Source organism: Acidisoma silvae (assembly GCF_020618775.1).
In the GTDB taxonomy this organism is placed as follows: Bacteria; Pseudomonadota; Alphaproteobacteria; order Acetobacterales; family Acetobacteraceae; genus Acidisoma; species Acidisoma silvae.
Genome location: NZ_JAESVB010000001.1, coordinates 693,284 through 719,337 on the forward strand (window position 1 = coordinate 693,284; position 26,054 = coordinate 719,337).

The following is a 26,054-nucleotide window of genomic DNA, read 5'->3' on the forward strand; positions in this document are numbered from 1 at the left end:
AATTGTTAATAATTGTTGTACATGACGGGTCATCGGTCTTCATGGCGATCGGGTTTATTGGACGTTAACGGCGCCGCGCATATCGGGATGGATGGAACAGCGGTACGGGTAGCTGCCTGGAGCCTTGAATGAAAAGCTCCAGCTCGCATCGGGGTCGATTGTACCTGAATCGAAACTTTTTCCATCCAGCGCCGTGGCCGTATGCGGCACGGAGTCCTTGTTCTGCCATGTCACCGTATCGCCCGGATGGATGGTGACGCTGGCCGGCGAGAAGGTATAGTCATCAACCGTGACGGTGACGGTCGCCGCCTGCGCCAGCGGGATGGCCAGAGCGCCAGTCAGCATTGCGGCTGCGAAAACCAGGGGTTTCAACATGACGGGTTCTTTCAGCCGAGTGTGATATCGGTGACGGCAAGGCGCGTAGTCGTGCGGTACAGCGTCGCGGTTGTAATGCCCAGATAGCCGCCGACGTCACCCGCCGGAATCGTCATGACCGGGCCTCCATGCGCTGCCGTTCCCGGTGCGGGCTGCGGAAAAGCCGTGGAGCGCGCTGTATGATAGACGATTGCCCCTTCCACCTTCTGCACGATCTGATGGATATGGCCGTTCAAAAACGTGACGGATCCAAAACGGCGGAACAGCGGCAAAGCGGCGCTGGCATCGCCTGTGCCCCAGCCCCATTTGGCGTAAATCGTCCATAGCGGCACATGCGCGAAGACGACGATGGGCGTGGAATTCCTGACCGCGCGCAGATCGTCGGCCAGCCAGGCGATCTGGTCGGCGCCCAGCAGCCATTGCCCGTCCGGTCCGTTATGAGTGACGTTGGACAGGCCGATGAAATGCACGCCGTGGTCGTCGAAGCTGTACCAACCGTCGCCTTTCGTCTTTTTGCCATAGCGCGCCAGATAGAGTTTACGGCCGGGATCGAGCATATCGTGCTCGCCGGGCACATGATGGATATCGACGCCCAGCGTGGCATTGATGGCGTCAGCGGTGTCGAACTGCTCTTCCTTGGCGAAATGGCTGATATCGCCGGTATGCAGCATCATTGACGGCCGATGCGGCAAAGCGCGCGCCGTGCCGATGGCTGCCTGCAGGGTGCCCGGGACATCCTGATAGGGCCCCGCTTTGAAGCCGATGTGATTATCGCTCATTTGCAGGAAGGTGAATCCGCCCTGCACGCTGTCCGCCTCGGCAGTACCGATCAGGCCGAGGGTTCGCGGCACCCCGCCCACCACGGTCCAAAGCAATCCGGTGCCGATCCAGGCCGCACATTCCATGACGCTGCGGCGGTCGAGGGGGGCGCCTTCGGTCTCTGTCGTCTCTGGTCTTGTCGTCCGCATGGGCCTGGGCCTTCTTGTGTGACCCTGCCAAGACCGGACCTTTCGTCCATTTATTCCCGCTCGGGCCAAATATTTTTGCCGGTTCGCCGGGGGACGCTCTCTCCGCTCTGGCGGAACGGGATTGGCTCACCAAGTAACGAATTTGTTCTTATTCAGGACGGACCGCCGCAATGACCTTCCGCCCCGTGACAGAGCCTTTGGACGTCGGCATCGCCCGCCAGCGCGGTGTCTTCGAGGCGCTGGCGCTGTTGACCCCGCTGGACCTGCCGGATGACAGGAAGATCCGTGTCGGTGACCCCGGTGACGGCGGCTATGTGCTGGTCGATCGGCTTCGGCCCGGCCAGCCGGTCATGAGTTTCGGCGTCGGTCCCAATGTCAGCTTTGACCGTGACCTCGCCCGGCGCGGGCATCCGGTTCTGCTGTTCGACCACACCATCGCCCGGCTGCCGGAAGACCATGCGGGCTTCACCTGGTTCGCCGAAGGTGTCGCGGGGCAGGCCGATGCGGCGCGGCAACTCCATACCCTGGCCGACCATATGGCCAAGCTGCCGCCAGCCAGTGAGGCGCCGATCCTGAAGATGGACGTGGAAGGCGCGGAATGGGACGTGCTGACCGAGACTTCCAGCTTGGTCATGCGCCGTTTTGAACAGATCGTGCTGGAACTGCACGACTTGGAAAAGCTGGAAGATGCGCGCTTTCGCGGCCTCGTCTGGCGGGCGCTTGCCTCGCTCTCCTCGGCCTTCACGCTTTGCCATGTCCACGCCAATAATTTCGGCCACATCGCCAATGTCAGCGGCTTTCCGGTGCCACAGACGCTGGAGGTGACCTATATCCGCAGCGATCTGGTGCGGCCCGCGCCGTCGCAGACCTATTACCCGACGCCGCTCGATACCGGGAATTGCCTGGACTGGCCGGACCTGCCGCTGTGGTTCTATCCCTTTATGCCGATAGCGGTGAAGCCGAGCTTTCCTTGGTAGGCGCGCCTATTCTGCCGCGACCGCCGCATTGGATCGTGCGAACAGAATGGTGACGCGCATGCCTTCACCCGGTTGGTTCGTCACCTCCACCTGCGCTTTCGCATTCTCCTTCAGAGACTGCATGATGGCGTAGCTGAGCTTGCCCGGCTGCGGCCAGGTTGCACCATCGGCCAGCCCGATGCCGTCATCGGCGATGATGATGCGGCAACCGTGCTCGTCGACCAGGCTGTGCAGGGTGATGGTGCCGCCGTCGCGGCCGGCGAAGGCATGTTTTAGCGAATTCGTCAGCAACTCGTTAATCACGAGGCCGGTCGGCATAGCGACATTGACCGAGACCGGGAAGATATCGACTTTCATATCCAGCCGGATGCCGGTGCTGCCCTGGGCCTGCAGCACGGCGGCGGCGACCTGGCTGACATAGATGCCGAGGTCGATTTCCTGCTCCGTCACATTGTCCGACAGCAGGCTGTAGAGCAGTCGGATGGCCTCAATCCGCCCGGCCAGACGCTCGAAAGCCTCAGGCGCCGATTGCGGTCGGGCGTTCCGTGCCTCGATGCGGATCAGCGCCGTGATCATCTGCAGGTTGTTTTTGACCCGGTGCTGCACCTCGCGCAGCAGCGTGTCCTTCTCCCGCAACTGCAAAGCGAGTGTGTTCGGCTCGTTATCCTGATGCGCGGTGACATCCACCAGAGCGGCAAGGCGAAAGGCGGGTCTGCCGTCCTCATCCTCGATGACATTGGAATAGGCGTCGATAACGACCGCCTCATCGCCCCGTGTGATCCGGAAAGTGCCGATGAAATCGCTCTCGGTCCGGATCGCCTGGCCGAGCCCCAGGTCGCGGTCCACCGCCTGTCCCAGATTGCCAATGGCCGCCCAGGAGCGTCCCACCATCCCGGCGGTCTCCCGCCCGGTCAGACGCTCGAATTCCGGATTGGCATAGACGATCGGTTCGGCCGTCTGCATTTCGCTGACGGCGATGGCAATCGGGATCTGATCCAAAAAGCGGCGGAAATGCTCGCTTTCCAGCGCATGGGCCAGATCGGGGGTGGAGAGCAGCGTCTCGATCTTGTCGGCATTGGGCTCGGCGGAAGACATGGATCGGGGAACTTTGCAGGTGGATTGTGCCTAGTCCCCAAGCCTAGCAGACCTTCCCCGAAAGATCAGGGGCTATTAGCGGCGAGCGGCCTAGCGGCGGGCGGCCGCGATGCTGACGCCCAGAATCAGGCCGGCCAGCCCGGCAATGGCCAGCGCGCGGATCGGCCTTTCCCGCACTTCCTCGCGCAGGTCCTGCACCGCGATATCCGTCTTTTCGAAAGCCGTTGTGACGCAGGGTATCACATGCTCGTCGACGAAGCGGCTGGCGCCCGCGCAGGTGAAGCCGTGCTCTTTCAGCCAGGGGCAGCAGGTCATGGGTCGGCTCCGCGTCTTCTTGTGGTGGATCTATATTTGGGTCTTCCTGGCGCCTGCCGCAAGCGAGCGCGGCTGGATAGGCGAGGGCGGCGGGTGACAAAAGTTTTCGGCTTTGCGGGCTGGAGCGGGGCGGGCAAGACGACGCTCATTCGTCAGGTGATTGCGCGGCTGGTGGGGCAGGGCCTGCGCGTCGCCACCATCAAGCACGCCCATCATGACTTCGATATCGACCAACCGGGCAAGGATTCCTGGGAGCATCGGCAGGCCGGGGCCGCCGAGGTTCTGGTCGTCTCCGACCGCCGCTGGGCCTTGATGCATGAGCTGCGCGGCGCGGCGGAGCCGAGCCTGCCTGAGCTGATCGGCAAGTTGGCCCCCGCCGATCTTGTGCTGGTGGAAGGGTTCAAGCGCATTGCCTTCCCAAAGATGGAGGTGTTTCGGGCCGCGAACGGCAAGGCGCCACTGCATCCCGAGGACGGCAGCATCGTCGCCATCGCCAGCGATACGCCTTTCCCGGACAGCGGGCGGCCGGTTCTGCCGCTGGACGACGTCGCGGTCATTTCGACCTTCGCGGAACGCCATGCCCAGCGGCTCTGACGTCGCGGCCACGGCGGCCATCATTCTGGCCGGGGGCCGGGGCGTCCGCATGGGTGGCGCGCTGAAGGCGCGGCTGCCTTTGGCGGGGCAGCCGCTGCTGACCCATGTTCTAGCGCGACTTGCACCTCAGACCGGCGCCATCGCCATCAGCGCGAATGACTTGGCAGTGGGGCAACTGGCGCTCGGCTTTCCGCTGCTGGCCGACGCGCATGATGACCGGCGCGGCCCGCTGGCCGGCATTCTGGCCGGCATGGCCTGGGCGGGGGCGCTGGGTTGCCGCTGGCTGGTCAGCCTGCCGGTCGACTCTCCTTTCGTGCCGACCGATCTGATCGCCATACTGCTAGAGGGTGCTGTGGAGGCTCGTGTCGTCATCGCTCGGTCGGCCGGGCAGGCGCATCCGACGGCAGCGCTCTGGGATATTTCACTCCATGACGATCTGGCCGCTGTCGTCGCGGCCGGCGCCGATCTCTCCGTCCGCCGTTTCTATGAAGCCTATTCGCATGCCTTCCGCGATTTTCCGGTGGCCGGCGTTCCGGCGGGTGCGATGGACCCCTTCTTCAATATCAATACGCCGGCCGATCTCGCCTTAGCCGAGGATGCGATCGCCGCCCGTGAAAACCTCGAACCCGTCATCCCGCGCGATGCCGATCAACGTCAGGCCGATTGCCTCGGCCTCGCGGATAGCGAGCAGGGTGGGGGCTGAGACGGCGGCGAGCACCGAAACGCCCATGACGGCGGCTTTCTGGATAAGTTCGATGGAGATGCGGCTGGTCATCACCAGCACACCGTCAGCCGGCGTCTCCCCCAACTGCCGCAAGCCGCCCGTCAGCTTATCCAGCGCATTGTGACGGCCGACATCCTCGCGAATGGCGACCAATCCCGCACCCTTCCGCCAGAAGCCGGCGGCGTGAACGGCGCGCGTTGTCTGCGCGAGTGTCTGCGCCGGATAGAGGCTGGCGACCGCCGCCATAATGTCCGCGGCGGAAAGGGTCAGCGTCGAACCGACTTGCGGCAGCGGGCGCATCGCCTCCTCCAGGCTGTCCAGCCCGCACAGACCGCAGCCCATCGCTCCCGTCAGGTTGCGGCGGCGATGGTCCAAAGCGTCCATCCGTGCGGGCGCAATCCACAGCCGCAATTCCACCGCGCCGCGCGGTGCGGGCACAATCTCGATCTCCTCTATCTCTGAGGGGTCTTCGACGATGCGCTCGTTCAAGGTGAAGCCAAGCGCAAAGTCGCGCAGATCCGATGGTGTCGCCATCATCACCGCATGCGACAGGCGATTATAGGTGATGGCGACCGGCGTTTCCTCGGGCAAGGCGCGCGGGCGAGGCGCGAAACTGCCCTCACGCCAGGTGGACGCCTGCACGTCACCGAAAGGTGCCGGAAAATCATGCGTTAAATCATGCGCTTCGGGGCTTTCGGCGCTGGCCCGCGGCGGAGGAATGGGATAATCGGCAGACATGCGACTGTTATACCATCTCCCGCACTCGCCTTTCTCCCGCAAAGTCCGTCTTGTGCTGGCTGAAAAGCGCCTGCCGTTTGAACTGCGGGTCGAAAAGACCTGGGAACGGCGGGAGGAGTTTCTGGAACTCAACCCCGCCGGCACCGTGCCGGTTCTGGCCGATGAGAACGGGCTGATCATCTCCGAATCCTCGGCGATCTGCGAATATCTGGATGAAGCCTATCCGGACGTGCCGCTGATCGGCCGCACGCTGGCCGAGCGGGTGGAAGTGCGCCGCCTGGTCTCCTGGTTCGATCTCAAATTCAATCATGATGTGACGCGCCATCTGCTGGGCGAGAAGATCATGAAGCGCGTGGCCGGTCGTGGCCAGCCCGATACCGGGGCGCTGCGCGTGGGCTATGCCAATCTCAAGGGCCATCTGGAATATCTCGGCTATCTGGCCGAGAGCCGGAAATGGCTGGCGGGCGGCAATCTCTCCCTCGCGGATTTCGCGGCGGCCGCGCATCTCTCGGCGCTGGATTTCGCAGGCGAGGTCGACTGGTCGATCTCGGCTCCGGCCAAGGATTGGTATGCGCGCATCAAGTCACGCCCCAGCTTCCGCCCGATTCTGGCGGACCGTATGGGCGGCGTGACGCCCCCGGCGCATTACGCCGATCTCGACTTCTGAGCGGCAGGATGGCGGAGACGGGCCATCTGCTGATTTTCGGACTCGGCTATAGCGGGGCGGCGATTGCCGAGGCGGCACTGGCCGCCGGCTTCCGGGTGACGGGCACCAGCCGCCGTCCGGGCCTGCCGCCGCCGCCGGGCGCCACCCTTATTCCCTTCGATGCGGCGGAAGCCGCCATCGCAACCGCCACCCATATCGTGCCGACGGCAGCGCCTGCCGAACACGGCGATCCTGCCCTCGCGCGCTATGCGGCGGCGATTGCCGTCGCACCGCGGCTGGGCTGGATCGGATTCCTGTCCTCCACCGGCGTCTATGGCGACCGGGGTGGCGGCTGGGTGGATGAAAGCAGCGAACCGCGCCCGACGTCGCTGCGGGCCACCGCCCGGCGCGATGCCGAACTGGCCTGGGCGGCGGCGGGCGCCGCACGGGGCGTGCCGGTCGACCTCATCCGTCTTGCCGGCATCTACGGTCCGGGGCGCTCGGTTTTCGATGATCTGCGCACCGGACGCGCGCGGCGGATCGACAAGCCCGGCCATGCTTTCGGCCGCATCCATCGGCAGGATATCGCCGAGGGTACGGTCGCGGCCATGAAGCAGGCGGACAGCCTGTTCGGCCTACGGGCGCTGAATTTCAACGATGATCTGCCGGCCGAACCCGCCGATGTCGTTATGGAGGCCGCGCGGCTGCTGGATGTCGCGCCGCCGCCGCTGATCGCCTTCGCGGATGTGGCGCCGGGCATGACCCCGATCGGCCGCAGTTTCTGGGCGGAAAGCCGCCGCGTCTCCAGCGCGGCCACACAGCAGGCGCTGGGCCGCCGCTGGCGTTACCCGACCTATCGCGAGGGCCTCGCCGCCATCTTTGCTGCCGAGACAGGTCAGCCCTGACACGATCCCGGTTTCTGTCATTGATCCTTCCCCGTGACAGCAGCCCCGGCCGTGCCTAAGTTTTCGGAACCGTCAGGCCGGCGGCGGAGAAGGATACCGATCATGTTGCAGACGATGATGCGGGTGGCGGGCGCCGCCCTTCTCGGAACGGCTCTGGCCACGGCGCCTGCGGCCTTCGCGCAAAGCAGCAGCACCAACCCGGCCGCGACGGTCAACGGCACCGTGCCGTCCGCTGAGGGGAATGTCTGGGGCGGGGCTGACCATCAGCCGACCGAAGCGGATGTGCCGCAGGGCACGATGAAGCAGCAGGACAAGATCAATCATAAGCTACAGAAGCTGGACCAGCAGCTGATGAACGATCCGCTGCCCAAAGTGCCGGCCGGTGCCCCGCAGGTGAGCGGCGGCAATTGATCATTACGCCGCCGGCTCTCTGCCGGATGCAAGAATGCTTTAGAAATTTCCGTTTGAATTCAGCACGTTAAAGTGACCCTTTGAAAAGGGGCCAATCGGTCTCGGCCCAGGCCCGGCGCGCATCCGCGCCGCGTTTATCCCGCGAAGACAGGAGCGGTCAGCAAGATCGCTTCATGCGTGGGAAATAAATAATGTCCAAGTCCCTTAAAGTCGCGCTCGTCGCGGCCGCTCTCGGCGTGCTTCCGGCATCCATGGCCTTCGCGCAATCGAGCACGGTCATGGTCGGCGGCATGGCCATGTATCCGTCCAAAAGCATCGTCGCGAATGCCGTCAATTCCGGCGACCACACGACGCTCGTCGCCGCCGTGAAGGCTGCCGGCCTGGTTGGCGCGCTGAGTGGCCCTGGCCCCTTCACGGTCTTCGCGCCCACCAATGAAGCTTTCGACGCTCTGCCGGCCGGCACCGTTGCCACGCTGGTGAAGCCTGAGAACAAGGCGACGCTGACCAAGATCCTGACCTATCACGTCGTCCCGGGCGATTATAACACCACCAAGCTGCGGGCTCTGATCCTGGCTGGTGGCGGCAAGGCCGAGCTGAAGACCTTGGAAGGCGGCATGCTGACCTTCACCATGAACGGTTCCAGCAACATTATGGTCGATGATGCCAAGGGCAATATGGCCGATATCACCATCGCCGACGTCACGCAGTCGAACGGCGTTATTCAGGTCATCGACAAGGTTCTGATGCCTGGCGCCTGAGGCTTGATCAGCCTGCCATCATGACAATGCGGCCGTCATTGCGGCGCGGGAAACCGCGCCGCTGGCGGCCGCAAACGCGTCGATGAGATTGTATCGTCGGGAATTCGTCTGATCCAAGCTGAACGCTATCGGATCGCACCGTCATGGTGGAAAGCGGAGGTGGTGGGCGCAGTAGGATTCGAACCTACGACCCGCTGATTAAGAGTCAGCTGCTCTACCAACTGAGCTATGCGCCCTCCGTGGGACCGGCGTATACCGACCCCTGATCGCTCTGTGAAGCCCCCTATGACAGATTTTAGACGAGGCGGGGGTTCAGCAGGGGAGGTCTGCGCCTAACGCTGCTCGCGGGGGAAGGCATGCGCCTCCGCCACCGCGTCGCAGGTCAGGCAGCGTTCCTATTAGCTCGCAGCGCGACGGCTGCCGGCTTCGACCAGCTTGCCGGCGCCGGCTTCGGACATGATCGAGCGCAACTCGCGCAGGAAGGCGGAGCCCTTCAGCGTGCGCTGAACGAGGACGCTGCGGCGATCGGCGGGATCGACCTTGCGGCGCACGAGTTCGAATTCGGACAGACGGTCAAGCGCGCGCGTGATGGCGGGCTTGGAGACTTCCAGATCGGCGGCCAGCCCGCGCACGGTATGGGCCTTCTCGTTTAGATAGCAGGTCAGGAAGACTCCGAGCTGGCGCGCGGAAAGATCGGGACCGTCGCGGCGGACGAGGGCAACGATGGTATCACGCAGGACACCCACAAGTTGATCTGTAGCAGCTGAATTCGCCATTTGGCTTTCTCCTTTCGGATTAGAAATCACGGTAAACACTGTGACGAGGTCAAAATCTAAGTCTAAATACTTAGATTTTTCCTGGTCGAACCGTATCGGGACATACCTGTCGCATAAATCGAGACAACGATACAACGATATAGGTCATTACTGCGCTGATGGCCTTAAATATACAGGGTTCGTGGTAACAAAACGTCACGAAGTCGGGTCAAAACGCCTATAACGCAAATTTGTACCGTTTACGCAACGCTTGAAAGAGCCCACGTGCAGCTTGAACTTCGCCGCCTTCGGGGGATGCGAGGCGTGTGCGATCATTCCAGGCATAGAGGTCCAAGTGAATCCAATTTTGCGTGGAAGTAACAAACCGTTGCAAAAAGAGGGCGGCAGTAATGGCGCCTGCAAAGCCGCTGGTCGATACGTTATTCGAATCCGCGATGGGACTGTCCAGCCAATGATCGTATCCGGCCCACAGCGGCAGCGGCCAGACCGGGTCATGAACGGCAGTGCCCGCCGCGACGACGGCGTTGGACCATTCGAGATTGTTTGAGAACAGCGCAGGAAGTTCGGGGCCGAGCGCGGTGCGCGCCGCACCCGTCAGCGTTGCCGCGTCGATCAGAATATCCGGTTGCTCGGCAGCGGCCTCATCCAGCAGATCGCACAGAACCAGGCGGCCTTCCGCATCGGTATTGCCAATCTCGACAGTCTTGCCGCTGCGCGTGCGGATGACGTCGAGCGGGCGCATGGCGTCCCCCGATACGCTGTTCTCGACACAGCCCACACGCAGCACCAGCCGGATGGGCAGATCCGCCGCCATGATCTGCGCGGCCAGCGCCATCATGGCGGCGGCACCGCCCATATCCTTTTTCATGCGCAACATTCCGGCCGAGGGCTTCAGGTCATAGCCACCCGAGTCGAAACAGACCCCTTTTCCGCAGAGCGAGACCAGCGGCGCGTCGACATCGGCGTCGCTGCCGGACCAGCGCAGAATGGCGACGTGCGGCGGGCGTGCCGAGCCCCGGCCGACGGCCGCGATCGTCGGATAGTTCCGTGTCAGCGCCTCGTCGCGACTGATATCGCATGTCGCGTGAAAGCGTTGCGCAAGAAACGAAACAGACTCCGCCAGTTCCGCCGGCCCCAGAAGATTGGCCGGCTGATTGATGAGATCGCGGCCCATCCAGGCGGCCCAGGCCTGATCGACGGCATTTTGCGCTGTATCCACTTTCGCGAGCCGCGCCGGCTTGGTTGCGCTACCTTTCAAGTCATTGAAACGATAGGCGCCAAGGCAAAAACCGAGCGTCGCCTGCGCCATGTCGATGCCGGGGGTGACGATCTGCCACAGCGTCTCGGCCGGCAGCGCATAGGGCAGGGCACCGTATGGGGCGTGACTGTCGTCCTTGCCCAGGCCGAGGACCGCGTCCTTCGGCCCGTCCCCGGCGGGCGGCAGCAGGACCACCGCTCCCGCCTTGGCGGCGAAGCCGGTGAAGGTCAGGTACTCCCGCTGCACGGCCGGAAGATCGGCCAGGAAAGCGCTCAGACCGTCCGCCGAGACCGCGTGGATGCTGTGGGTCTTCTGGCCGCTATCGGCGGCGGCCAGAAGATCGAACAGGCAGTCTATCTCGCGCATCAGCGGGCGGTCCGGCCAGCCGTAATTGCGCCGACAACGCGACGGACGAAGGCCGAGGCGTCCACCGGACCTTCCCCTTCCTGCACGCGGGCAAGATCCAACAACAGGCGTGCTTCGTCTTCCACGGATTCACCCTCTGCGGCACGTGCCGCCAAAGCCTCGATCCACGGGTGGCGCGGATTGATGGTCAAATTCGGTTTGCCGCCCCAAGCCGGGCGGCCGGCACGGCGAAGCAGCTTCTGCATATGCAGGTCAGCGCCTTCCGCGCCTGACACCAACATGACGGGGCTTTCGCTGAGATGTGCCGCGGGTTGCACTTCGGCAATGTCTTCCGCCAGCGCCGCCTTCAGGGCGTCGATCAGCGGCTTCAGCGTCTCCGGTGCTTCGGCCGTATCGCCGAGATCCGCCAGCGACTGGCGCGCGTTGCGCAGCGGCTTGTCTTCGAAACTTTCCATGCGTTCGGGCCAGAAAGCGTCGATCGAGTCCGTCATCAGCAGGACCTCGAAGCCGCGCGCGCGATAGCCTTCCAGCACCGGCGTATGACGCAATTGCTCCAGGCTGTCGCCGGCCAGGAAATAAATTCCCGTCTGGTCAGGTTTCATCCGCCCGACATAATCGGCGAGCGAGGTCCAGCCGTCTTCGGTCGAGGAGTGGAAGCGCAGCAGCGGCGCGATATCGGCCCGCGCGCTGGCGTCTTCCCACAATCCTTCTTTCAGGACAGTGCCGAAACTTTCCCAGAAGCGGATATAGCCGTCCTTCGCCGTATCAGCGGCGGGGGCGTCCTCGCCCTCGGCGGCGACGGGGGCGGCCTCGGCCTTCGCTTCCTCTTTCGCCTTGGATTTCAGCTCGGTCAGCACGCGGTTCTGTACGGCCTTGCGGATGCGGGCCATGACCGGCGTGGTCTGTAGCATTTCACGGCTGACATTCAGCGGCAGGTCTTCCGTATCGACCACGCCCTGCACGAAGCGCAGCCAGGGCGGCAGCAGATCGGCCTCGTCGGTAATGAACATGCGCCGCACATGCAGGCGCACCTTGGAGCGGCGCTCGCCTTCGACAGGATCGAAGGGCGGCTGCTCGGGGACGAAGAGAAGCGCCGAATATTCCAGCGCGCCTTCAGCCTTCCAATGGATCGTGGTCCAGGGCTTGTCGAAGAAATGGCCCAGATGGCGATAGAAATCCTCATACTCGGCCGGCGTCACTTCGGACTTGGACTTGCGCCACAGCGCCGTACCCTCGTTGGCGGCCTCGGCCTTGCCGTCGCGCACCAGCTTGATGGGCACGCTGATATGGTCGGCCCATTTGCGGATGATGGTCTGTAGACGCATGGGTTCCAGGAACTCGTCCGCGTCGGCCTTGATATGGAGAATGATATCGGTGCCCACCGTCTCGCGCGTCGCGGGCGATACATCGAAACTGCCGCGTCCGGCCGAGCGCCAGCTCCAGGCCTCCTCGCTGCCGGCGCGGCGCGAGATGACCTCGACGCGCTCGGCGACCATGAAGGCGGAATAGAAGCCGACGCCGAACTGGCCGATCAGGCTCGGCCGTTCTTCCGGCTTGGCGTCCTGCACGGTCTCACCGAAGGCGCGGGTGCCGGATCGGGCGATGGTGCCCAGATTGGCGACCAGTTCATCGCGCGTCATGCCCAGCCCATCGTCGCTGATGGTGATCTGACGCGTATCTTTGTCGGGCGTGATGATGACGCCGGCATCCGGCGGCAAAGCGAGGCTGGAGTCCGTCAGCGCCAGAAAGCGGCGACGGTCGACGGCGTCCGCCGCATTGGCGACCAGTTCGCGGAGGAAAATTTCACGCTCGGAATAGAGGGCATTGACGACAAGGTCGAGAAGGCGGCCGACTTCGGCGCTAAACTCCTTGGTTTCCGTATTGGCGTGAGGGGCGGTGGGAGCTGTCTGATCCATGTCCATAATCCCGTCGGTCACGTTAATCCAAAGGCCGGTGCCCCCAAATGGGCGGCAGGCCGTTGCAATCCCGTATGTGTCACCGAGTCAGTTAATTGCAACGAACCAAAAAGGGCATGCAATGGCCAAATGCGCAATGCCTCTTGCATTTGTTCGACCCAGCGCTGACATTTCTCGCATGCAGGGATTCGCCCCGCGCGTGAAGGCGGTCTTGGGACCGACCAACACGGGCAAAACGCATCTGGCCTTGGAACGGATGCTGGCGCATGCGTCAGGGATCATCGGTTTCCCGTTGCGACTCCTGGCCAGAGAAAATTATGATCGGATGGTGGCCCAAAAAGGGGCTCGTCTGGTTGGTTTGATCACTGGTGAAGAGAAAATTATTCCACCAGAGGCGCGATGGTTTGCCTGCACGGTGGAGGCCATGCCGCTCGACCGGCATGTCGAATTCGTCGCCGTGGATGAAATCCAGCTCTGTGCCGATCCCGATCGCGGCCATATTTTCACTGACCGGCTTCTGCGTGCACGTGGCATGGTGGAAACGATGTTTATGGGCGCCGAAACGATCCGGCCGCTCATCGAGCAACTGGTGCCGGACGCGGTGATCGAAACCCGGCCGCGCCTGTCGCGACTCCATCACGCCGGCCCTGCCAAACTGACGCGCCTGCCGCCGCGCAGCGCCGTTGTCGCTTTCTCGGCGGCCGAGGTCTATGCGATTGCCGAAATGATCCGCCGGCGGCGCGGCGGCTGCGCGGTCGTCATGGGCCGCCTGTCGCCACGCACGCGCAATGCGCAGGTGGCGCTCTATCAGGAAAAGGAAGTCGATTTCCTGGTGGCGACCGATGCCATCGGCATGGGCCTCAATATGGATGTCGATCATGTCGCCTTTGCCGGCATTTCGAAATTCGACGGCCATAAGCTGCGACGGCTGACGGCGCCGGAAGCCGCCCAGATCGCCGGGCGCGCCGGGCGCGGCATGCGCGACGGCACCTTCGGCAGCACGGGTGACTGCCCGCCGCTGCCGGATGAGATGGTGCGTGCCGTCGAGAGCCATGATTTCGAGTCGATCGCCCAGATCTGCTGGCGCAATAGCGAGTTGGACTTCACCTCCATCGACGCGCTGCTGGCCAGTCTTCTGGCCGCCCCGCCGCGCCGGGGGCTGGTGCGCGGCAATGACGCCTCTGACCTCGAAACGCTGATGACCCTGGCCCGGGATATCGAGGTGCGCAACCGTGCGATCGGGCGCCGGCGCGTGCGCCAGCTATGGGATGCCTGCCAAATTCCGGATTTCCGCAAAATCGCGGATGACAGTCACGCGGCGCTTTGCGCGCGGGTGTTTCGCCATGTCGTGGAACACGGCCATCTGCCGGCTGACTGGATCGGCGGCCAGATCGACCGGCTGGCCAAGGTCGAAGGCGATATCGATACGCTGATGCAGCGCCTCTCGGGCGTGCGGATCTGGTCCTATATCGTGGCGCGGGACGACTGGGTGCGCGACGCCGCGCATTGGCAGGGCCGGGCGCGCGCCGTGGAGGACATGATCTCCGACAGCCTGCATGAAAAGCTGATGCAGCGCTTCGTCGACCGCCGCGCGGCCTTGCTGATGCGCCGGCTGGAGGAGAAGGAAGGCCAGGATCTGCTCTCCGCCGTCACCGGCCGGGGGGAGGTCGTGGTCGAAGGCCATTCCGTGGGGCATGTCGCGGCCTTTGCCTTCCTGCCCGATCCGTCGGCCGTCGGCGACGAGAAGCGCATGGTCATGCGCGCCGCCCGTCGCGCGCTGGGGGAGGAGATGCCGCGCCGCGTCGGCCAGTTCGAGGCGGCGCCGGACAGCGAGATCACCCGCACCGATCAGCATCGGCTGCTGTGGCAGGATCAGCCGGTGGCAAAGCTCCGCCCCGGCCATTCCGTGCTGCGGCCTCAGGTGGAGGTGATCGCGAGCGATTATCTGGACGGGCCATTGCGTGAGCGTGTGCGCCGGCGCTGCCAGGCCTTTATCGATGCCGAGATCGCGACCGGTTTCGCGCCGCTGCTGGCGGCACTGGAAGCCGGTCGTACCGCGCCGGCCGGCCGTGGTTTGCTGCACCGGCTGGGTGAGGGCATGGGCATCGCCCGTGCCGAGCCGGATGACCAGCCGAAGGCAGGGCCGGTGCGCTTGGAAGGTGGCGGCACGGCCTGGTTCCTGCCCGCGCTGCTCAAGCCTCAGCCCGCCGCGCTGCGGGCGGCCTTGCTGGCCTTGTCCATCGGCGTGCCGGTGCCGCGCCTGCCGACGCCGAGCCTGACGGCCATCCCGGCCGAGCAGCCCTGGCCGCGTGGTTTCGCGGAAGCCCTGGGCTGGGTTTCCGCCGGTCCGGTCATGCTGCGCCTGGATGTCGCCGAGAAGCTGACGCAGGAACTCCGCCGAGGCGCGCGCGCTTTGGGCGGCCGGATGCTGCTGCCGCGCGGGCTGTCGTCCCGCCTTTCGGTGAAGGCTGAAGCGCTGCCGGTGGTGCTGCGCAGCCTCGGCTTCCGGCTGATCCCGAGCCCGGGCCTGACGGCCGGGGAATACGGTCCGCCGGTGCCGCCCATGCTGGCCCCGCTCAGCCCCGGCCGCGCCCGTGGCCGGGCGGAAGCCGAGCCGCGTGCGCCCGAGCCGCGACCCGACAGTCCTTTCGCGTCGCTCGCGCAGTTCCGGCTGGCGAGGGCCAAAGCGGGTGGCGGCCGGCGATGAACGGCAAGGCCCCGAAAAGTGGCGGGGAGGTCGAGGGAATCGCCTTCCAGCGTCTGGATATGTGGCTGTGGTGCGCGCGCGCCGGCAAGGCGCGATCCGATTGCGCGAAGCTGGTGGAGGAGGGGGCGCTGCGCCTTAACCGGCAGCCGACGCTGAAACCGCATGCCAAGCTGCGCGTGGGGGATGTGCTGACCCTGGCACTGCGCGGCGAGGTGCGCGTGTGGCGCGTGCGGGCTTTGGCCAGCCGTCGCGGCCCGGCGCCGGAAGCGCGCCTGCTTTACGAGGAAGTGCTGGAAAACGACGCGATCGAGGCTGGTGATGGAAGCTCCGGGCCTTGCGCGAAAGACGACTGAGCGGCATAGGAAGGCCCCGATGAAGTGCCGGACTCCGGCCTTTTCCAGAAAGAGCCGTGAGATCGGCAGTCGCAGCGGGGCGGAGTGACACGCCTGGCCAGCCGCGATGACCGCACCAGGAGCATTGCATGAGTTACATCGTCACTGAGAACTGTATCCGCTGCAAATACATGGACTGCGTCGAGGTTTGCCCCGTCGACTGCTTCTATGTCGGCGAGAACATGCTGGTGATTAATCCCGACGAATGCATCGATTGCGGCGTCTGCGAGCCCGAATGCCCGGCCGAGGCGATCTTCCCGGACAGCGACGACCGCGCCACCGCCTGGGCCGAGCGCAATCGCAGCTTCTCCGCCTCTTGGCCCAATATCAGCCGCAAGGGTACCGCTCCGGCCGATGCCGATGAGTGGAAGGACAAGCCCGGCAAGGAAGCGCTGTTTTCCCCCGAGCCAGGAACGCCCTGATGAGCAAGATCGACGACCGTCTCGCCGCCCTCGGCATCGTGCTGCCGGAACCTGCGGTACCGGTGGCCAATTACGTGCCCTTCACCACCCATAACGGGCTGGTGACCATCTCCGGCCAGCTGCCGTTGCAGGACGGCAAGATTTTCGCCATCGGCAAGCTGGGCGGCGAGATCGACGCCGATACCGGCCGCTATGCCGCGCGCCTCTGCTTCATCAATCTGCTGGCGCAGCTGCGGGCCGCGACCGGCGGCAATCTGGATCGCGTGACGGGCGTGCTGCGCCTGGGCGGTTTCATTGCTTCCACACCTGATTTCACGGCCCATGCCGGCGTCATGAACGGCGCGTCCGATCTGGCGGTCGAGGTTTTCGGCGATGTCGGCCGCCATGCGCGCTCCACCGTCGGCGTCGCCGGCCTGCCTTTGGGCGCGGCCGTCGAGGTCGAAGGGCTTTTCGCCATCGCTTGATGCGCGATGGTCATGAGCTTTGAAAAAAGGCGCCCCATCCGGGCGCCTTTTTCTTTGGTGAATTCGTCACCATTTGTCAGGCATACTGTGGCCGCAGGAGGCCATCATGTCCGACGCGCCTGATAACATCCTTCTCGCCTATATGCGCCGGTTCGATGAAAAGCTCGACCGGGTGATCGACGTGCAAACTGAGCATTCAAGTCATCTGAGTCAGCTTGAGTTCGGACTCGTGGGTTTGCGTCGCGATATGGTGCAACATGCGGAGGGTATCGCTCTGCTTGGCGTCCGCCTGGACCGGGCAGATAAGCGCCTCGACCGCATCGAAAAACGGCTTGGACTGATCGAGGTTTAGGACAGCACGACATGTCTGACGCACCGGACAATCTTGTTCTCGAACTGCTCCGTGCCATCCGTGCCGAGAACGCGAGGACGAACGAAATCCTGACTGAGCATGGTCATCGTCTCGCCCGAATTGAAATCGGGATGGCAGGGCTTCGCCGGGATCAGGCCAGTGACGCGGAAGCCGTGGCGCTCATGGGCCTCCGTTTCGATCGTGTTGATGAACGTTTGGACCGCATCGAGCGCCGGCTGGGTCTCATCGAAGCCTGATCCGCGAGGCCGGCATCGCATTTCGCGTTGCGGTGCAGTATCCTGGCTTCATGACGGATAGTCCCAGCTTCTCCCTCAGCCTTCACAGCTCCATCCATGATATCGACGCACGGGACTGGAATGCCTGCGCGGGCGCGGACAATCCCTTCGTCTCCCACGAATTCCTGAGCGCGGTGGAAGACAGCGGCTCGGCCGGCAGCCGCACCGGCTGGCTGCCCCAGCATGCCGTGCTGCGGGACGAGGCGAATGTCATTCAGGGCATCGTGCCGCTCTACGCCAAGTCGCATTCCTACGGCGAATATGTCTTCGATCACGGCTGGGCCAGCGCCTTCGAGCGCGCGGGCGGCAGCTATTACCCGAAGCTGCAGGCCGCCGTACCCTTCAGCCCGGTGCCGGGGCCGCGCCTGCTGCGCCGGCCGGGCTCCACGGTGCCGGCGGCGGCTTTGGCCCAGACGCTGGTCCAGGCCTGCGAGGAACTGGACCTCTCCTCCGTCCATGTCACCTTCTGCGAGCAGGAGGATTGGCAGGCGCTGGGTCAGGCCGGCTGGCTACAGCGCATCGGCACGCAATTCCATTGGACCAATGCCGGCTATGGCAGTTTCGATGATTTTCTGGGGGCTATGTCGTCCCGGAAACGGAAATCGATCCGGCGGGAACGGCGGGACGCGCAGGCGGCCGGCCTTACCTTCCGCACGCTGCGCGGGGCCGAGATCACCCGGCCGCTATGGGACGCGTTCTTCGGCTTCTATCAATCGACCGTCGACCGCAAATGGGGCAGCGCCTATCTGACCCGGCGCTTTTTCCCCATGCTGTCCGAGCGGCTGGGTGACCGGGTGGTGCTGATGATGGCCTTCAACGGCGACAAGCCGGTGGCCGCCGCCCTCAACCTCGTCGGCGCGGATGCGCTTTACGGCCGCAACTGGGGCTGCGACGGCGACTGGCCCTTCCTGCATTTCGAGCTTTGTTATTACCGGGCGATCGATTTTGCGATCGAACACGGTATCGCCCGGGTCGAGGCGGGCGCTCAGGGCGAGCACAAGATCCAGCGCGGCTATCTGCCGGTACCGACCTTCTCTGCCCACTGGCTCACCCATTCCGGACTGCGGCAGGCTGTCGCATCCTTCCTGGAAGAAGAACGCCCTTCCATATTGCAGCATATGGAAGAGCTGTCCGAATTGTCCCCCTTCAAGGACGAAGGCTGAGCGCCCTCAGCCGGCCGGAATGTCGGAATAGATTTCCCACATATAGTGGTCGGGGTCGGTGAAATAGCAGCAGCGCGCCCCCCAGGGGTAATCGGCGGGCGGCCGCGTGAAGGGAATGCCGCGTTCGGAAAGCCCCGCATATAAAGCATCGACCTCGGCGGCCGAGGGCAGCTTCACCGACAGGCAGGCCTTGTGCTCCTCGCGGAGAGCCGGTGTCAGGCTGGGCGCGCGCGGCTCGTCCGGCACATGGTTCGTTTGCCACACCACCAGGCTGACGCTGCGGCTGTTGAAGGCCGCAAAGCCTTCCGTCCGCCGTGTCACCGTGAAGCCCAGCTTCTCGGTATAGAAAACGACCGAGCGGTCCAGGTCCTGGACCAGCAGGCAGATATCGCTGATCGACTGCAATTGACTGAAATCCATCTTAGCCTCCGATGGCGGTTCGGGCCGGTTTTCCGGCCTCGGTCTTCTTGGGGCAGGCTAGGCTATACGGCGCGGAGGCCGCTGGGGCTCGGTCGGGCATGGAGCCCCTTTCAATCGCTTTGTCTCATGCGCATGGCACGGAGCGAGAGGTTGCGAAAATATTGGGCCGCAGGCAAGCGGCTTCGGCGCGGCTTTGCCTCCCGGTGATGTCGTGCGGTGTCGAGGCGGGAGAAAGATGACGGGTCTACCGGATTTTGAAACGCCCCGGCTGCGCCTTGCGCCAAGGTCACTGGCCGATACGGACGCTTGTCTGGTGATGGACCGGGCGCCGGGCGTCATCCGTCATGTCGCAGGCCCCTGGGATGATCCGGACGCGCATCGATCCTTTGTGGAGCGGCGCACAATCGGGTCTCGGAGTTCGTTAGGTTTTGATTGAAATACCGTCATACCCGCGAAAGCGGGTATCTTCTGGGTCAAGCGCCAGGACAAGATGCCCGCTTTCGCGGGCATGACGGTAGAGAGTTTTCCCCCCCTAAACCTGACAAGCTCTAGCCGGCTAATCCTGGTTCGACTGCGGGCGCGGAGACGTTCGGTTTCGTACATATCACGGGGTCGCGCAGGCAGCAGAGACCTTTGCCTCAGCCGGCGCTTAGGCCCTCGCAGAAGCGGATGATGCGGTTGCAGGCTTCTTCCAGGGACGCATCATCCGTCGCGTAGCTGATGCGGACATGCGGGCTCATGCCGAAGGCCGCGCCATGCACCAGCGCCACATGCTGTTCTTCCAGCAATGCAAACGCAAAATCCTTATCGGTCGCGATCGGGCGGCCGCCGGCGCTGGTGCGGCCGATGCAGCCGGCGACCGAGGGGAAGACATAGAAGGCGCCTTCCGGCACGGCGCAGGTCAGGCCCGGCGCGCGGCGCAGCATGGCAACCACCATATCCCGCCGGCGGTGATAGGCGGCCACCATCTCACCCACCATATCCTGCGGCGCGTCCAGCACGGCGGCCGCCGCCGCCTGGCCTACGGTCGAAATGCCTGCGGTCGCGTGGCTTTGCACCACCGTCATCGCCCGTGTCAGTGTGGCGGGCGCGCCCGAGAAGCCGATGCGCCAGCCGGTCATGGCATAGGTCTTGGAAACGCCGGACATGACCAGTGTGCGGTCGCGCAGCTGCGGCGCGACGGCGGCGATGCTGATCGAGCCGAGACCGTCATAGCGCAGATGTTCGTAGATCTCGTCCGAGAAGATCCAGACATGCGGATGCCTGTCGAGCACCTGTGCCAGATCCCGCAACTGCTCCGCTGAATAGGCGGCGCCGGTCGGATTGTTCGGCGCGTTCAGCACCACCCATTTCGTGCGCGGCGTAATGGCCGCGTCCAGATCTTCGGGGCGCAGCCGGAAGCCGTTATTCTCGGGGCAGGAGACGGGCACTGCGACGCCGCCCAGGAATTGCGCGGTCAAGGCGTAGCTCGACCAATAGGGCGAGGGAATGACGACCTCATCGCCTTCATCCAGGGTCGCGGCGAAGGCATTGAAGATCGCCTGCTTGCCGCCGTTGGAGACCATGATTTCGTTGAGCGCGAAATCGATCTTCTGGTCGCGGGCGAACTTTCTTTGAATGGCTTGCTTGAGAAGGGGCAGGCCGTCGACAGGCGGGTATTTCGTCAGCCCGTCGCGGGCCGCCTTGGCGGCAGCCTCGATCGCGACATCCGGCGTCGCGAAATCCGGTTCGCCGATGGCCAGCGAAATGACGTTATGGCCGGCCGCCCGCATTTCCCGCGCGCGGGTGGACATCACGACCGCGGCGGCGGTTTCGGCGCGGCCAAGCCTTTGCGACAAAGCGGGCATTCAGATCACCGGATTATTTTGGACACCGCGTTCAATTTAGAAGTCGTCATGCGCGGCTTCATGCCGCGCATATACCCGTTGCGGTGCCCAGCGGGTAGATCCCCGGGACAAGCGCGGCTGGCCAAGCCCGGGGATGACGGCTTTCGCCTGTTGGTGAGGTAGTCTTACTTCAAACCGGCGCAGAAATTCTGGATGCGCTGGCAAGCCTTGGTCAAAGATTCCGTATCGGTCGCGTAGCTGATTCGGAAATAGCCGGGAAACATGAAGGCCGCGCCATGCACGGCGGCCACGCCTTCTTCTTCCAGCAGCGCCGTCACGAAAGCCTCGTCGTCCTTGATTTCGATGCCGGTGCGGCTGGTCTTGCCGATGCAGCCCGCGATGGACGGGAAGACATAGAAAGCGCCTTCCGGCGTCAGGCAATGCAGACCCTCGGCCTTGTTCAGCATCTCCACCACCAGATCGCGGCGGCCCTTGTAGGTGGCAACCCAGTCCTTCAGGAATTCCTGCGGACCGTTCAGTGCTTCCACGGCAGCGGCCTGGGAGATGGAGGAGGTGTTGGAGGTCGACTGGCTCTGGAGCTTGTCCATGGCCTTGATCAGCGCGGCCGGGCCGCCGGCGAAGCCGATGCGCCAGCCGGTCATGGCATAGGCCTTGGAGCAGCCGTTCAAGGTCAGCGTGCGATCCTTCAGGCGCGGCTCGACCTCTGCGATGGTCGCGAATTCGAAATCGTCATAGACGAGCTTTTCGTAGATATCGTCGCACATCACCCAGACATGCGGATGGCGCAGCAGCACATCGGCCAGGGCCTTCAGGTCGGCGGCCGAATAGGCGGCGCCCGTGGGGTTGCTGGGGCTGTTCAACATCAGCCACTTCGTCTTCGGCGTGATGGCGGCTTCCAGATCGGCCGGCGTCAGCTTGAAGCCGCTGTTCTGGCCGCAGGGCACGATGACGGGCTTGCCGTCGGCCAGCGCCACGATATCCGGATAGCTCACCCAACACGGCGCGGGGATAATGACCTCGTCACCGGCATTCAGCGTGGCGATCATCGCATTGAAGATGACCTGCTTGCCGCCGGTGGAGACCATGACTTCGTTCACGGCATAGTCCAGCCCGTGGTCGCGCTTGAACTTGGCGACAACCGCCTGGCGCAGCGCCGGGGTGCCGGCCACGTCCGTATAGCGCGTCTCGCCATTCTCAATGGCGCGGATGGCGGCGGCCTTGATATTGTCGGGGGTATCGAAATCCGGCTCACCGGCTGACAGGCTAATGATGTCCCGGCCGGCCGCTTTCAAGGCGCGGGCCTTGGAAGTGATGGCGATGGTCTGGCTGGGGCTCACGCGGTCCAGTCGTTCGGCAGTCAGGCTCACGGCTCAATACACCTTTGTAGAAACGGTGCGGAACCCTAGGCCGGGTGGCCGCACCGTTTCAAACGCAGGCTGCGCAAGGCAGAAGCCCAAGGAGAGAGCGTTTATCGCTCCACGCACATGGCCACACCCATGCCGCCGCCGATGCAGAGGGTGGCGAGGCCCTTATGGGCGTCGCGCTTGCCCATTTCATGCAACAGCGTGGTCAGAACCCGCGCGCCGGACGCGCCGATGGGATGGCCGATGGCGATTGCCCCGCCATTGACGTTCACCCGCGCCGTATCCCAGCCCATTTCCTGGTTCACGGCGCAGGCTTGGGCGGCGAAGGCCTCGTTCGCCTCGATCAGGTCGAGATCGGCGGCCTTCCAGCCCGCGCGGGCCAGCGCCTTGGTGGAGGAGGGAATGGGGCCGGCGCCCATCACCTTGGGGTCGACGCCGGCAGTCGCGAAGGATGCGATGCGCGCCAGCGGCGTAAGCCCGCGTTTGGCCGCTTCCTTGGCCGACATGACGATCAGCGCGGCAGCGCCGTCATTGAGGCCGGAGGCATTGGCGGCGGTGACGGAGCCGTCCTTGGCGAAAGCCGGGCGCAGCTTGGCCATGGTCTCCAGCGAGGCATCGTGGCGGATATATTCGTCGTCCGAGACCACGACATCGCCCTTGCGGCCCTTCACCGTTACCGGGGCAATCTCATCCTTGAAGCGCCCGGCCTTCTGCGCGGCGGAAGCCTTGTTCTGCGAGCCGACCGCGAAAGCGTCCTGCTGCTCACGCGAAATCTGGAATTCCCGGGCCACGTTTTCGGCCGTCATGCCCATGTGATAGCCGTTGAAGGCATCCCACAGCCCGTCCTTGATCATGGTATCCACCAGGCCGAGATCGCCCATCTTGGTGCCGGCGCGCAGATAGGCGCAGTGGGTCGACAGCGTCATGCTTTCCTGCCCGCCGGCGAGCACGATATCGCTCTGCCCGGTCAGGATCTGCTGGGCGGCGAGGGCGACGGCGCGCAGGCCGGAGCCGCAGACCTGATTGATGCCGAAGGCCGTGCGGCTTTCGGGGATGCCGGCCAGGATGGCGGCTTGGCGCGCCGGGTTCTGGCCTTGGCCCGCGGTCAGCACCTGACCCAGAATGACCTCGTCGATCTCTTCGGGCGAAAGCTTCGCACGTTCCAGCGCGGCGCGGATGGCGATGTCGCCCAGCTGATGGGCCGGCACGGTCGCGAAGGCGCCGTTGAAGCTGCCGACGGGCGTGCGGGCGGCGGAGACGATGACGATGTCATCCATGGCTGTGCTCCCTGGACCTTGCCGGTCCCTTGTCTCGATGTCGTAAGCTTAGTCGAACCGGGCATAATCTAGGCGCGTCACCCTGATCGGCACCATAGGCAAGGCCGATGACAGTCCCGCGTCAGAGGGCCCGCGTCACAGCGTCAGGCACCAGTCGCGCAGCGGCCGCCACAATTCGGCTTCCGCGCGGCGGCCGGCGACCATGCCGATATGCCCGGCCGCCGGCCGGTGGATCACGGCGCCGGGCAGGGCATTGGCCAGCGCCAGGGCCGAGGCCGGCGGTACGATGCGGTCCTTGTTCGGGATGGCGACGAAACTCGGCACATTGAGGGTTTCAGGCACAACCGGGGCGCCGGCCACCGTCCATAGGCCGATCGCAGTCCGGTTCTCGCCATACCATTCGCCAAGGCAGGTGCGGGCGACGGGGGCCGCGAGGGGGACGCCGTCATTCAGCCAGTCTTCCAAGGCGACGAAACGTTCGGCCGAGGCGCCGGCCTCGTCCAGTTTCGCGAAGGCGCGGTATTTCGCGGGCGTCTCGAAAGGGGAAAGGCAGGTGAACAGCATTTGCAGCAGATCGGTCGGCAGAGTGCCGGTGACGTGCATGGCCGGTTCCAGCGCCGGCAGCAGCCTGGCCAGGGACTGTGCGCGGGCGGCATCCTCGGCATGAAAATCCCAGGGGGTGGCGAGCAGGGCAAGACCTCGGACGGCCTCGGGGCGGCGCAGCGCGGCGCCGAGCGTCAGCAAGCCGCCCATGCAATAGCCGGCCAGAATGACGGGCTTGCCGATGGCCGTGATCGCACGCTCCAGCCGGCCGGCGATGTAATCGGTCAGCGTGAAGCTTTTTTCGACCGCGCCGGGGTCGCCCCAGTCCAGCAGCAATGGCCGCAGGCCCGCGCCGGCCAGGAAGCGCAGCAGCGATGTCTGCGGCTTCAGATCCAGCACATAGGCGCGGTTGACCAGGCTGGGTACCACCAGCACCACCGGATCGGTGCTATCGGGCGCATAATCCAGCAGCCGACTGTTCCCCTCCTGCCAGAGGCAGGGTGGTTCCGCGACATTGCGCTGATAAGAATGGCGGCGGTAGCGGGCGATGCCGGCCAGAAAGGCGCGGTCCTGCGCCCAGACCTGCCGCAGAATGGTCTCGGCGAAGCTGGCTTCAGCCCCGGGCCCGGCTGCCGCGACGCGGGCCGCGATCTGCGCCAGCGGCGCCGCGCTTGCTGGTGCTGTCTGCGGCCAGCCGGCGTTCCAGCTCGGCCACGCGCTGTTCAAGGCGCCGGACCTCATCATCGCGAGACCCAGATGCATCAGCAGCGGGCGCGGGCCGCGCCGCAGCATCGGCCCCGGCGGGTTGCTGCGCGGCGGCGGGTTTGGCGGATCTCCGATGCTCATGCGCGGGAGCGAAGCCCGCAGCAAAACCCGGCGCAGAGCCGGGTGCAAAGCCGGGGGGATGCGGCATGGCGCGTGTCATCGCCTGCGCGGCCTCGCCCCACAGCGCCAGCATGGCCACCCAATGCGCCTGGCTCTCGGGGTCCGTCAGATAGGCGGTCAGTTCGCTTTGCCATATGGCAATCCAATCCTCGGCAAGGGCCTGAAAATCCGCATCCGCCGCCGCAGGCCTGTCGGCCGCCGCTTCGCCCTGTCGCTTGTCGTCACGCTCATCCATGCCGTCGTCATACCCCAGAGCCGCCGACAAATCCTGTCCTTCGCCGCAGATCAGCTTTATAGTGAACAGGAATCGGCGACTATCGCGGGGTATGCATGGTCATGCTACCGTCCAATGACAAGCCGGTAGTGGAGTGAATGATGTCGCAAGGTGAAATGCCTGCCGGGGCGCCTGAAGCACCGGCCAAGCCTCCCGTCGTCGTCAAGAAATACGCCAATAGGCGATTGTACAATACCGAGAGTTCCAGCTACATCACGCTGGACAACCTCGCCACGATGGTACGGGAAGGCCGGGATTTCATCGTCTATGACGCGAAATCGGGCGAGGATATCACGCGTAGCGTGCTCACCCAGATCATCGTCGAAGAGGAAAGCAAGGGCAGTGCGCTGCTGCCGACCGCTTTCCTGCGCAATCTCATCGGCTTTTACGGCGACAGCATGCAGGGCGCGCTGCCCCGTTACCTTGAGCAGTCGATGGCCAATTTCACCCAGCAACAGCAGCAGGTCCGCCAGGCCATGCAGCAGACGGTGGGTACACTGTTTCCTTTCGATATCGAGCAAGTCAGCCGCCAGAACATGGCGATGATGGAACGCGCGATGTCCATGTTCACGCCCTTCTATCCTGCGGCCGAACCGGCGGCGGAAGCCCCTGCCAAGCATCCGAATGTCGAGCATGAGCTGACGCTGTTGCGCGGCGAACTGGCGCGTTTGCAGAAGGAATTGGGCGAGACCCGCGCCCAGTTGGCCGATCAGCCGGCCCCCAAAACCAAGCTGGACGGCCGCAGCGCCGCCGATTAAGCGGCCGCACCAACTGGTCTTTCTCCGGTTCGGGCGATATCTAGGTCCGGCCCGAATTGGAGAGACGT

30 protein-coding genes and 1 tRNA gene are annotated in these 26,054 nt (G+C 64.5%); 16 read left to right on the forward strand and 15 right to left on the reverse strand.

All coding sequences use genetic code 11. The annotated features are described in order from the left end of the window. Positions 1-54: 54 nt before the first annotated feature. Both ASILVAE211_RS03285 and ASILVAE211_RS03290 read right to left on the reverse strand, forming a co-directional pair. Positions 55-375: a cupredoxin domain-containing protein gene (locus ASILVAE211_RS03285; RefSeq protein WP_227319843.1), complete on the reverse strand. Its 321-nt coding sequence runs from the start codon at positions 373-375 to the stop codon at positions 55-57. Between the two features lie 11 nt (positions 376-386). After that, positions 387-1,343 (reverse strand): metallophosphoesterase family protein, encoded by a 957-nt coding sequence (locus ASILVAE211_RS03290; protein WP_227319844.1) that lies wholly within the window; start codon positions 1,341-1,343, stop codon positions 387-389. Positions 1,344-1,513: 170 nt separating this feature from the next. Between ASILVAE211_RS03290 and ASILVAE211_RS03295 the strand changes: the two genes are divergently transcribed. Further along, the gene (locus ASILVAE211_RS03295) at positions 1,514-2,320 is read left to right on the forward strand and encodes a class I SAM-dependent methyltransferase (RefSeq protein WP_227319845.1); all 807 of its coding nucleotides are present in this window, start codon (positions 1,514-1,516) and stop codon (positions 2,318-2,320) included. Between the two features lie 6 nt (positions 2,321-2,326). Here ASILVAE211_RS03295 and ASILVAE211_RS03300 read toward each other — a convergent pair whose 3' ends face one another. Next, complete coding sequence (locus tag ASILVAE211_RS03300) at positions 2,327-3,415, reverse strand: sensor histidine kinase (protein WP_227319846.1); 1,089 nt, start codon at positions 3,413-3,415, stop codon at positions 2,327-2,329. 90 nt (positions 3,416-3,505) lie between these two features. Continuing rightward, positions 3,506-3,730, reverse strand: a complete 225-nt coding sequence (locus ASILVAE211_RS03305; RefSeq protein WP_227319847.1) for a hypothetical protein — start codon at positions 3,728-3,730, stop codon at positions 3,506-3,508. 93 nt (positions 3,731-3,823) lie between these two features. Here ASILVAE211_RS03305 and mobB point away from each other — a divergent pair, with 93 nt between their 5' ends. Both mobB and mobA read left to right on the forward strand, forming a co-directional pair. Beyond that, the gene (mobB, locus tag ASILVAE211_RS03310) at positions 3,824-4,324 is read left to right on the forward strand and encodes a molybdopterin-guanine dinucleotide biosynthesis protein B (RefSeq protein WP_227319848.1); all 501 of its coding nucleotides are present in this window, start codon (positions 3,824-3,826) and stop codon (positions 4,322-4,324) included. Further along, entirely contained in the window at positions 4,308-5,027 is a 720-nt protein-coding gene (mobA, locus tag ASILVAE211_RS03315; RefSeq protein WP_227319849.1) for a molybdenum cofactor guanylyltransferase MobA, read from the forward strand. Before mobB ends, mobA begins: the two co-directional genes overlap by 17 nt. Here mobA and fdhD read toward each other — a convergent pair. Then, entirely contained in the window at positions 4,911-5,786 is an 876-nt protein-coding gene (fdhD, locus tag ASILVAE211_RS03320; protein ID WP_227319850.1) for a formate dehydrogenase accessory sulfurtransferase FdhD, read from the reverse strand. The two genes, mobA and fdhD, sit on opposite strands and share 117 nt — an antisense overlap. Here fdhD and fzlA point away from each other — a divergent pair. The 4 genes from fzlA to ASILVAE211_RS03340 all read left to right on the forward strand — a co-directional run bounded on the left by fzlA (position 5,785) and on the right by ASILVAE211_RS03340 (position 8,506). Further along, positions 5,785-6,453 (forward strand): FtsZ-binding protein FzlA, encoded by a 669-nt coding sequence (gene fzlA / locus ASILVAE211_RS03325; RefSeq protein WP_227319851.1) that lies wholly within the window; start codon positions 5,785-5,787, stop codon positions 6,451-6,453. The genes fdhD and fzlA overlap by 2 nt on opposite strands. A gap of 8 nt (positions 6,454-6,461) precedes the next feature. Then, positions 6,462-7,337: a Rossmann-fold NAD(P)-binding domain-containing protein gene (locus ASILVAE211_RS03330; protein WP_227319852.1), complete on the forward strand. Its 876-nt coding sequence runs from the start codon at positions 6,462-6,464 to the stop codon at positions 7,335-7,337. Between the two features lie 102 nt (positions 7,338-7,439). Next, positions 7,440-7,748, forward strand: a complete 309-nt coding sequence (locus ASILVAE211_RS03335; protein ID WP_227319853.1) for a hypothetical protein — start codon at positions 7,440-7,442, stop codon at positions 7,746-7,748. Between the two features lie 191 nt (positions 7,749-7,939). Next, positions 7,940-8,506: a fasciclin domain-containing protein gene (locus tag ASILVAE211_RS03340; protein WP_227319854.1), complete on the forward strand. Its 567-nt coding sequence runs from the start codon at positions 7,940-7,942 to the stop codon at positions 8,504-8,506. 160 nt (positions 8,507-8,666) lie between these two features. Here the strand turns inward: ASILVAE211_RS03340 and ASILVAE211_RS03345 are convergent. The 4 genes from ASILVAE211_RS03345 to htpG all read right to left on the reverse strand — a co-directional run bounded on the left by ASILVAE211_RS03345 (position 8,667) and on the right by htpG (position 12,822). Next, positions 8,667-8,742 (reverse strand) — tRNA-Lys (locus tag ASILVAE211_RS03345). A 162-nt stretch (positions 8,743-8,904) separates the two neighbouring features. Beyond that, positions 8,905-9,282: a MarR family transcriptional regulator gene (locus ASILVAE211_RS03350; RefSeq protein ID WP_227319855.1), complete on the reverse strand. Its 378-nt coding sequence runs from the start codon at positions 9,280-9,282 to the stop codon at positions 8,905-8,907. A gap of 217 nt (positions 9,283-9,499) precedes the next feature. Further along, positions 9,500-10,906 (reverse strand): leucyl aminopeptidase family protein, encoded by a 1,407-nt coding sequence (locus tag ASILVAE211_RS03355; protein ID WP_227319856.1) that lies wholly within the window; start codon positions 10,904-10,906, stop codon positions 9,500-9,502. Next, a complete protein-coding gene (gene htpG / locus ASILVAE211_RS03360) occupies positions 10,906-12,822 on the reverse strand; it encodes a molecular chaperone HtpG (protein WP_227319857.1) in 1,917 nt (638 codons plus the stop codon). The genes ASILVAE211_RS03355 and htpG overlap by 1 nt, the downstream gene beginning before the upstream one ends. Before the next feature lie 178 nt (positions 12,823-13,000). Here htpG and ASILVAE211_RS03365 point away from each other — a divergent pair, with 178 nt between their 5' ends. From ASILVAE211_RS03365 to ASILVAE211_RS03395, 7 genes are all read left to right on the forward strand, one after another. Continuing rightward, positions 13,001-15,529 carry a helicase-related protein gene (locus tag ASILVAE211_RS03365; protein ID WP_227319858.1) on the forward strand — a complete coding sequence of 843 codons (2,529 nt, stop codon included), beginning with the start codon at positions 13,001-13,003 and terminating at the stop codon, positions 15,527-15,529. Then, entirely contained in the window at positions 15,526-15,882 is a 357-nt protein-coding gene (locus ASILVAE211_RS03370) for an RNA-binding S4 domain-containing protein (protein WP_227319859.1), read from the forward strand. Before ASILVAE211_RS03365 ends, ASILVAE211_RS03370 begins: the two co-directional genes overlap by 4 nt. Positions 15,883-16,010: 128 nt before the next feature. Further along, positions 16,011-16,343 carry a ferredoxin FdxA gene (fdxA, locus tag ASILVAE211_RS03375; RefSeq protein WP_227319860.1) on the forward strand — a complete coding sequence of 111 codons (333 nt, stop codon included), beginning with the start codon at positions 16,011-16,013 and terminating at the stop codon, positions 16,341-16,343. Beyond that, complete coding sequence (locus ASILVAE211_RS03380) at positions 16,343-16,807, forward strand: RidA family protein (protein ID WP_406566006.1); 465 nt, start codon at positions 16,343-16,345, stop codon at positions 16,805-16,807. The genes fdxA and ASILVAE211_RS03380 overlap by 1 nt, the downstream gene beginning before the upstream one ends. A 106-nt stretch (positions 16,808-16,913) precedes the next feature. Continuing rightward, entirely contained in the window at positions 16,914-17,159 is a 246-nt protein-coding gene (locus ASILVAE211_RS03385) for a hypothetical protein (RefSeq protein ID WP_227319861.1), read from the forward strand. Positions 17,160-17,170: 11 nt separating this feature from the next. Further along, on the forward strand, positions 17,171-17,416 hold the full coding sequence (locus ASILVAE211_RS03390) for a hypothetical protein (protein ID WP_227319862.1): 246 nt from the start codon (positions 17,171-17,173) through the stop codon (positions 17,414-17,416). A gap of 50 nt (positions 17,417-17,466) precedes the next feature. Then, positions 17,467-18,618: a GNAT family N-acetyltransferase gene (locus ASILVAE211_RS03395; protein ID WP_227319863.1), complete on the forward strand. Its 1,152-nt coding sequence runs from the start codon at positions 17,467-17,469 to the stop codon at positions 18,616-18,618. Positions 18,619-18,624: 6 nt separating this feature from the next. Here the strand turns inward: ASILVAE211_RS03395 and ASILVAE211_RS03400 are convergent, their stop codons facing one another. Next, positions 18,625-19,038: a VOC family protein gene (locus tag ASILVAE211_RS03400; RefSeq protein ID WP_227319864.1), complete on the reverse strand. Its 414-nt coding sequence runs from the start codon at positions 19,036-19,038 to the stop codon at positions 18,625-18,627. A gap of 235 nt (positions 19,039-19,273) precedes the next feature. Between ASILVAE211_RS03400 and ASILVAE211_RS03405 the strand changes: the two genes are divergently transcribed. After that, positions 19,274-19,474, forward strand: a complete 201-nt coding sequence (locus tag ASILVAE211_RS03405) for a GNAT family N-acetyltransferase (RefSeq protein WP_227319865.1) — start codon at positions 19,274-19,276, stop codon at positions 19,472-19,474. Between the two features lie 202 nt (positions 19,475-19,676). Here ASILVAE211_RS03405 and ASILVAE211_RS03410 read toward each other — a convergent pair whose 3' ends face one another. The 5 genes from ASILVAE211_RS03410 to ASILVAE211_RS03430 form a co-directional block, all read right to left on the reverse strand. Next, positions 19,677-20,885 carry a pyridoxal phosphate-dependent aminotransferase gene (locus tag ASILVAE211_RS03410; RefSeq protein ID WP_227319866.1) on the reverse strand — a complete coding sequence of 403 codons (1,209 nt, stop codon included), beginning with the start codon at positions 20,883-20,885 and terminating at the stop codon, positions 19,677-19,679. A gap of 164 nt (positions 20,886-21,049) precedes the next feature. Continuing rightward, entirely contained in the window at positions 21,050-22,252 is a 1,203-nt protein-coding gene (locus ASILVAE211_RS03415) for a pyridoxal phosphate-dependent aminotransferase (protein ID WP_227319867.1), read from the reverse strand. 101 nt (positions 22,253-22,353) lie between these two features. Beyond that, positions 22,354-23,526: an acetyl-CoA C-acetyltransferase gene (locus tag ASILVAE211_RS03420; RefSeq protein WP_227319868.1), complete on the reverse strand. Its 1,173-nt coding sequence runs from the start codon at positions 23,524-23,526 to the stop codon at positions 22,354-22,356. Between the two features lie 135 nt (positions 23,527-23,661). Then, positions 23,662-24,795, reverse strand: a complete 1,134-nt coding sequence (locus ASILVAE211_RS03425; RefSeq protein WP_227319869.1) for an alpha/beta fold hydrolase — start codon at positions 24,793-24,795, stop codon at positions 23,662-23,664. Next, positions 24,683-25,219: a hypothetical protein gene (locus ASILVAE211_RS03430; RefSeq protein WP_227319870.1), complete on the reverse strand. Its 537-nt coding sequence runs from the start codon at positions 25,217-25,219 to the stop codon at positions 24,683-24,685. Before ASILVAE211_RS03430 ends, ASILVAE211_RS03425 begins: the two co-directional genes overlap by 113 nt. Positions 25,220-25,329: 110 nt before the next feature. Between ASILVAE211_RS03430 and phaR the strand changes: the two genes are divergently transcribed. After that, on the forward strand, positions 25,330-25,986 hold the full coding sequence (phaR, locus tag ASILVAE211_RS03435) for a polyhydroxyalkanoate synthesis repressor PhaR (protein ID WP_227319871.1): 657 nt from the start codon (positions 25,330-25,332) through the stop codon (positions 25,984-25,986). Positions 25,987-26,054 lie beyond the last annotated feature (68 nt).

Bases quoted from the DNA above. Each gene is read 5' to 3' on its own strand.
- ASILVAE211_RS03285 (WP_227319843.1), bottom strand. From the start codon at position 375: ATGTTGAAACCCCTGGTTTTCGCAGCCGCAATGCTGACTGGCGCTCTG.
- ASILVAE211_RS03290 (WP_227319844.1), bottom strand. From the start codon at position 1,343: ATGCGGACGACAAGACCAGAGACGACAGAGACCGAAGGCGCCCCCCTC.
- ASILVAE211_RS03295 (WP_227319845.1), top strand. From the start codon at position 1,514: ATGACCTTCCGCCCCGTGACAGAGCCTTTGGACGTCGGCATCGCCCGC.
- ASILVAE211_RS03300 (WP_227319846.1), bottom strand. From the start codon at position 3,415: ATGTCTTCCGCCGAGCCCAATGCCGACAAGATCGAGACGCTGCTCTCC.
- ASILVAE211_RS03305 (WP_227319847.1), bottom strand. From the start codon at position 3,730: ATGACCTGCTGCCCCTGGCTGAAAGAGCACGGCTTCACCTGCGCGGGC.
- mobA (WP_227319849.1), top strand. From the start codon at position 4,308: ATGCCCAGCGGCTCTGACGTCGCGGCCACGGCGGCCATCATTCTGGCC.
- fzlA (WP_227319851.1), top strand. From the start codon at position 5,785: ATGCGACTGTTATACCATCTCCCGCACTCGCCTTTCTCCCGCAAAGTC.
- fdhD (WP_227319850.1), bottom strand. From the start codon at position 5,786: ATGTCTGCCGATTATCCCATTCCTCCGCCGCGGGCCAGCGCCGAAAGC.
- ASILVAE211_RS03330 (WP_227319852.1), top strand. From the start codon at position 6,462: ATGGCGGAGACGGGCCATCTGCTGATTTTCGGACTCGGCTATAGCGGG.
- ASILVAE211_RS03335 (WP_227319853.1), top strand. From the start codon at position 7,440: ATGTTGCAGACGATGATGCGGGTGGCGGGCGCCGCCCTTCTCGGAACG.
- ASILVAE211_RS03340 (WP_227319854.1), top strand. From the start codon at position 7,940: ATGTCCAAGTCCCTTAAAGTCGCGCTCGTCGCGGCCGCTCTCGGCGTG.
- ASILVAE211_RS03350 (WP_227319855.1), bottom strand. From the start codon at position 9,282: ATGGCGAATTCAGCTGCTACAGATCAACTTGTGGGTGTCCTGCGTGAT.
- ASILVAE211_RS03355 (WP_227319856.1), bottom strand. From the start codon at position 10,906: ATGCGCGAGATAGACTGCCTGTTCGATCTTCTGGCCGCCGCCGATAGC.
- htpG (WP_227319857.1), bottom strand. From the start codon at position 12,822: ATGGATCAGACAGCTCCCACCGCCCCTCACGCCAATACGGAAACCAAG.
- ASILVAE211_RS03365 (WP_227319858.1), top strand. From the start codon at position 13,001: ATGCAGGGATTCGCCCCGCGCGTGAAGGCGGTCTTGGGACCGACCAAC.
- ASILVAE211_RS03370 (WP_227319859.1), top strand. From the start codon at position 15,526: ATGAACGGCAAGGCCCCGAAAAGTGGCGGGGAGGTCGAGGGAATCGCC.
- fdxA (WP_227319860.1), top strand. From the start codon at position 16,011: ATGAGTTACATCGTCACTGAGAACTGTATCCGCTGCAAATACATGGAC.
- ASILVAE211_RS03380 (WP_406566006.1), top strand. From the start codon at position 16,343: ATGAGCAAGATCGACGACCGTCTCGCCGCCCTCGGCATCGTGCTGCCG.
- ASILVAE211_RS03385 (WP_227319861.1), top strand. From the start codon at position 16,914: ATGTCCGACGCGCCTGATAACATCCTTCTCGCCTATATGCGCCGGTTC.
- ASILVAE211_RS03390 (WP_227319862.1), top strand. From the start codon at position 17,171: ATGTCTGACGCACCGGACAATCTTGTTCTCGAACTGCTCCGTGCCATC.
- ASILVAE211_RS03395 (WP_227319863.1), top strand. From the start codon at position 17,467: ATGACGGATAGTCCCAGCTTCTCCCTCAGCCTTCACAGCTCCATCCAT.
- ASILVAE211_RS03400 (WP_227319864.1), bottom strand. From the start codon at position 19,038: ATGGATTTCAGTCAATTGCAGTCGATCAGCGATATCTGCCTGCTGGTC.
- ASILVAE211_RS03405 (WP_227319865.1), top strand. From the start codon at position 19,274: ATGACGGGTCTACCGGATTTTGAAACGCCCCGGCTGCGCCTTGCGCCA.
- ASILVAE211_RS03410 (WP_227319866.1), bottom strand. From the start codon at position 20,885: ATGCCCGCTTTGTCGCAAAGGCTTGGCCGCGCCGAAACCGCCGCCGCG.
- ASILVAE211_RS03420 (WP_227319868.1), bottom strand. From the start codon at position 23,526: ATGGATGACATCGTCATCGTCTCCGCCGCCCGCACGCCCGTCGGCAGC.
- phaR (WP_227319871.1), top strand. From the start codon at position 25,330: ATGTCGCAAGGTGAAATGCCTGCCGGGGCGCCTGAAGCACCGGCCAAG.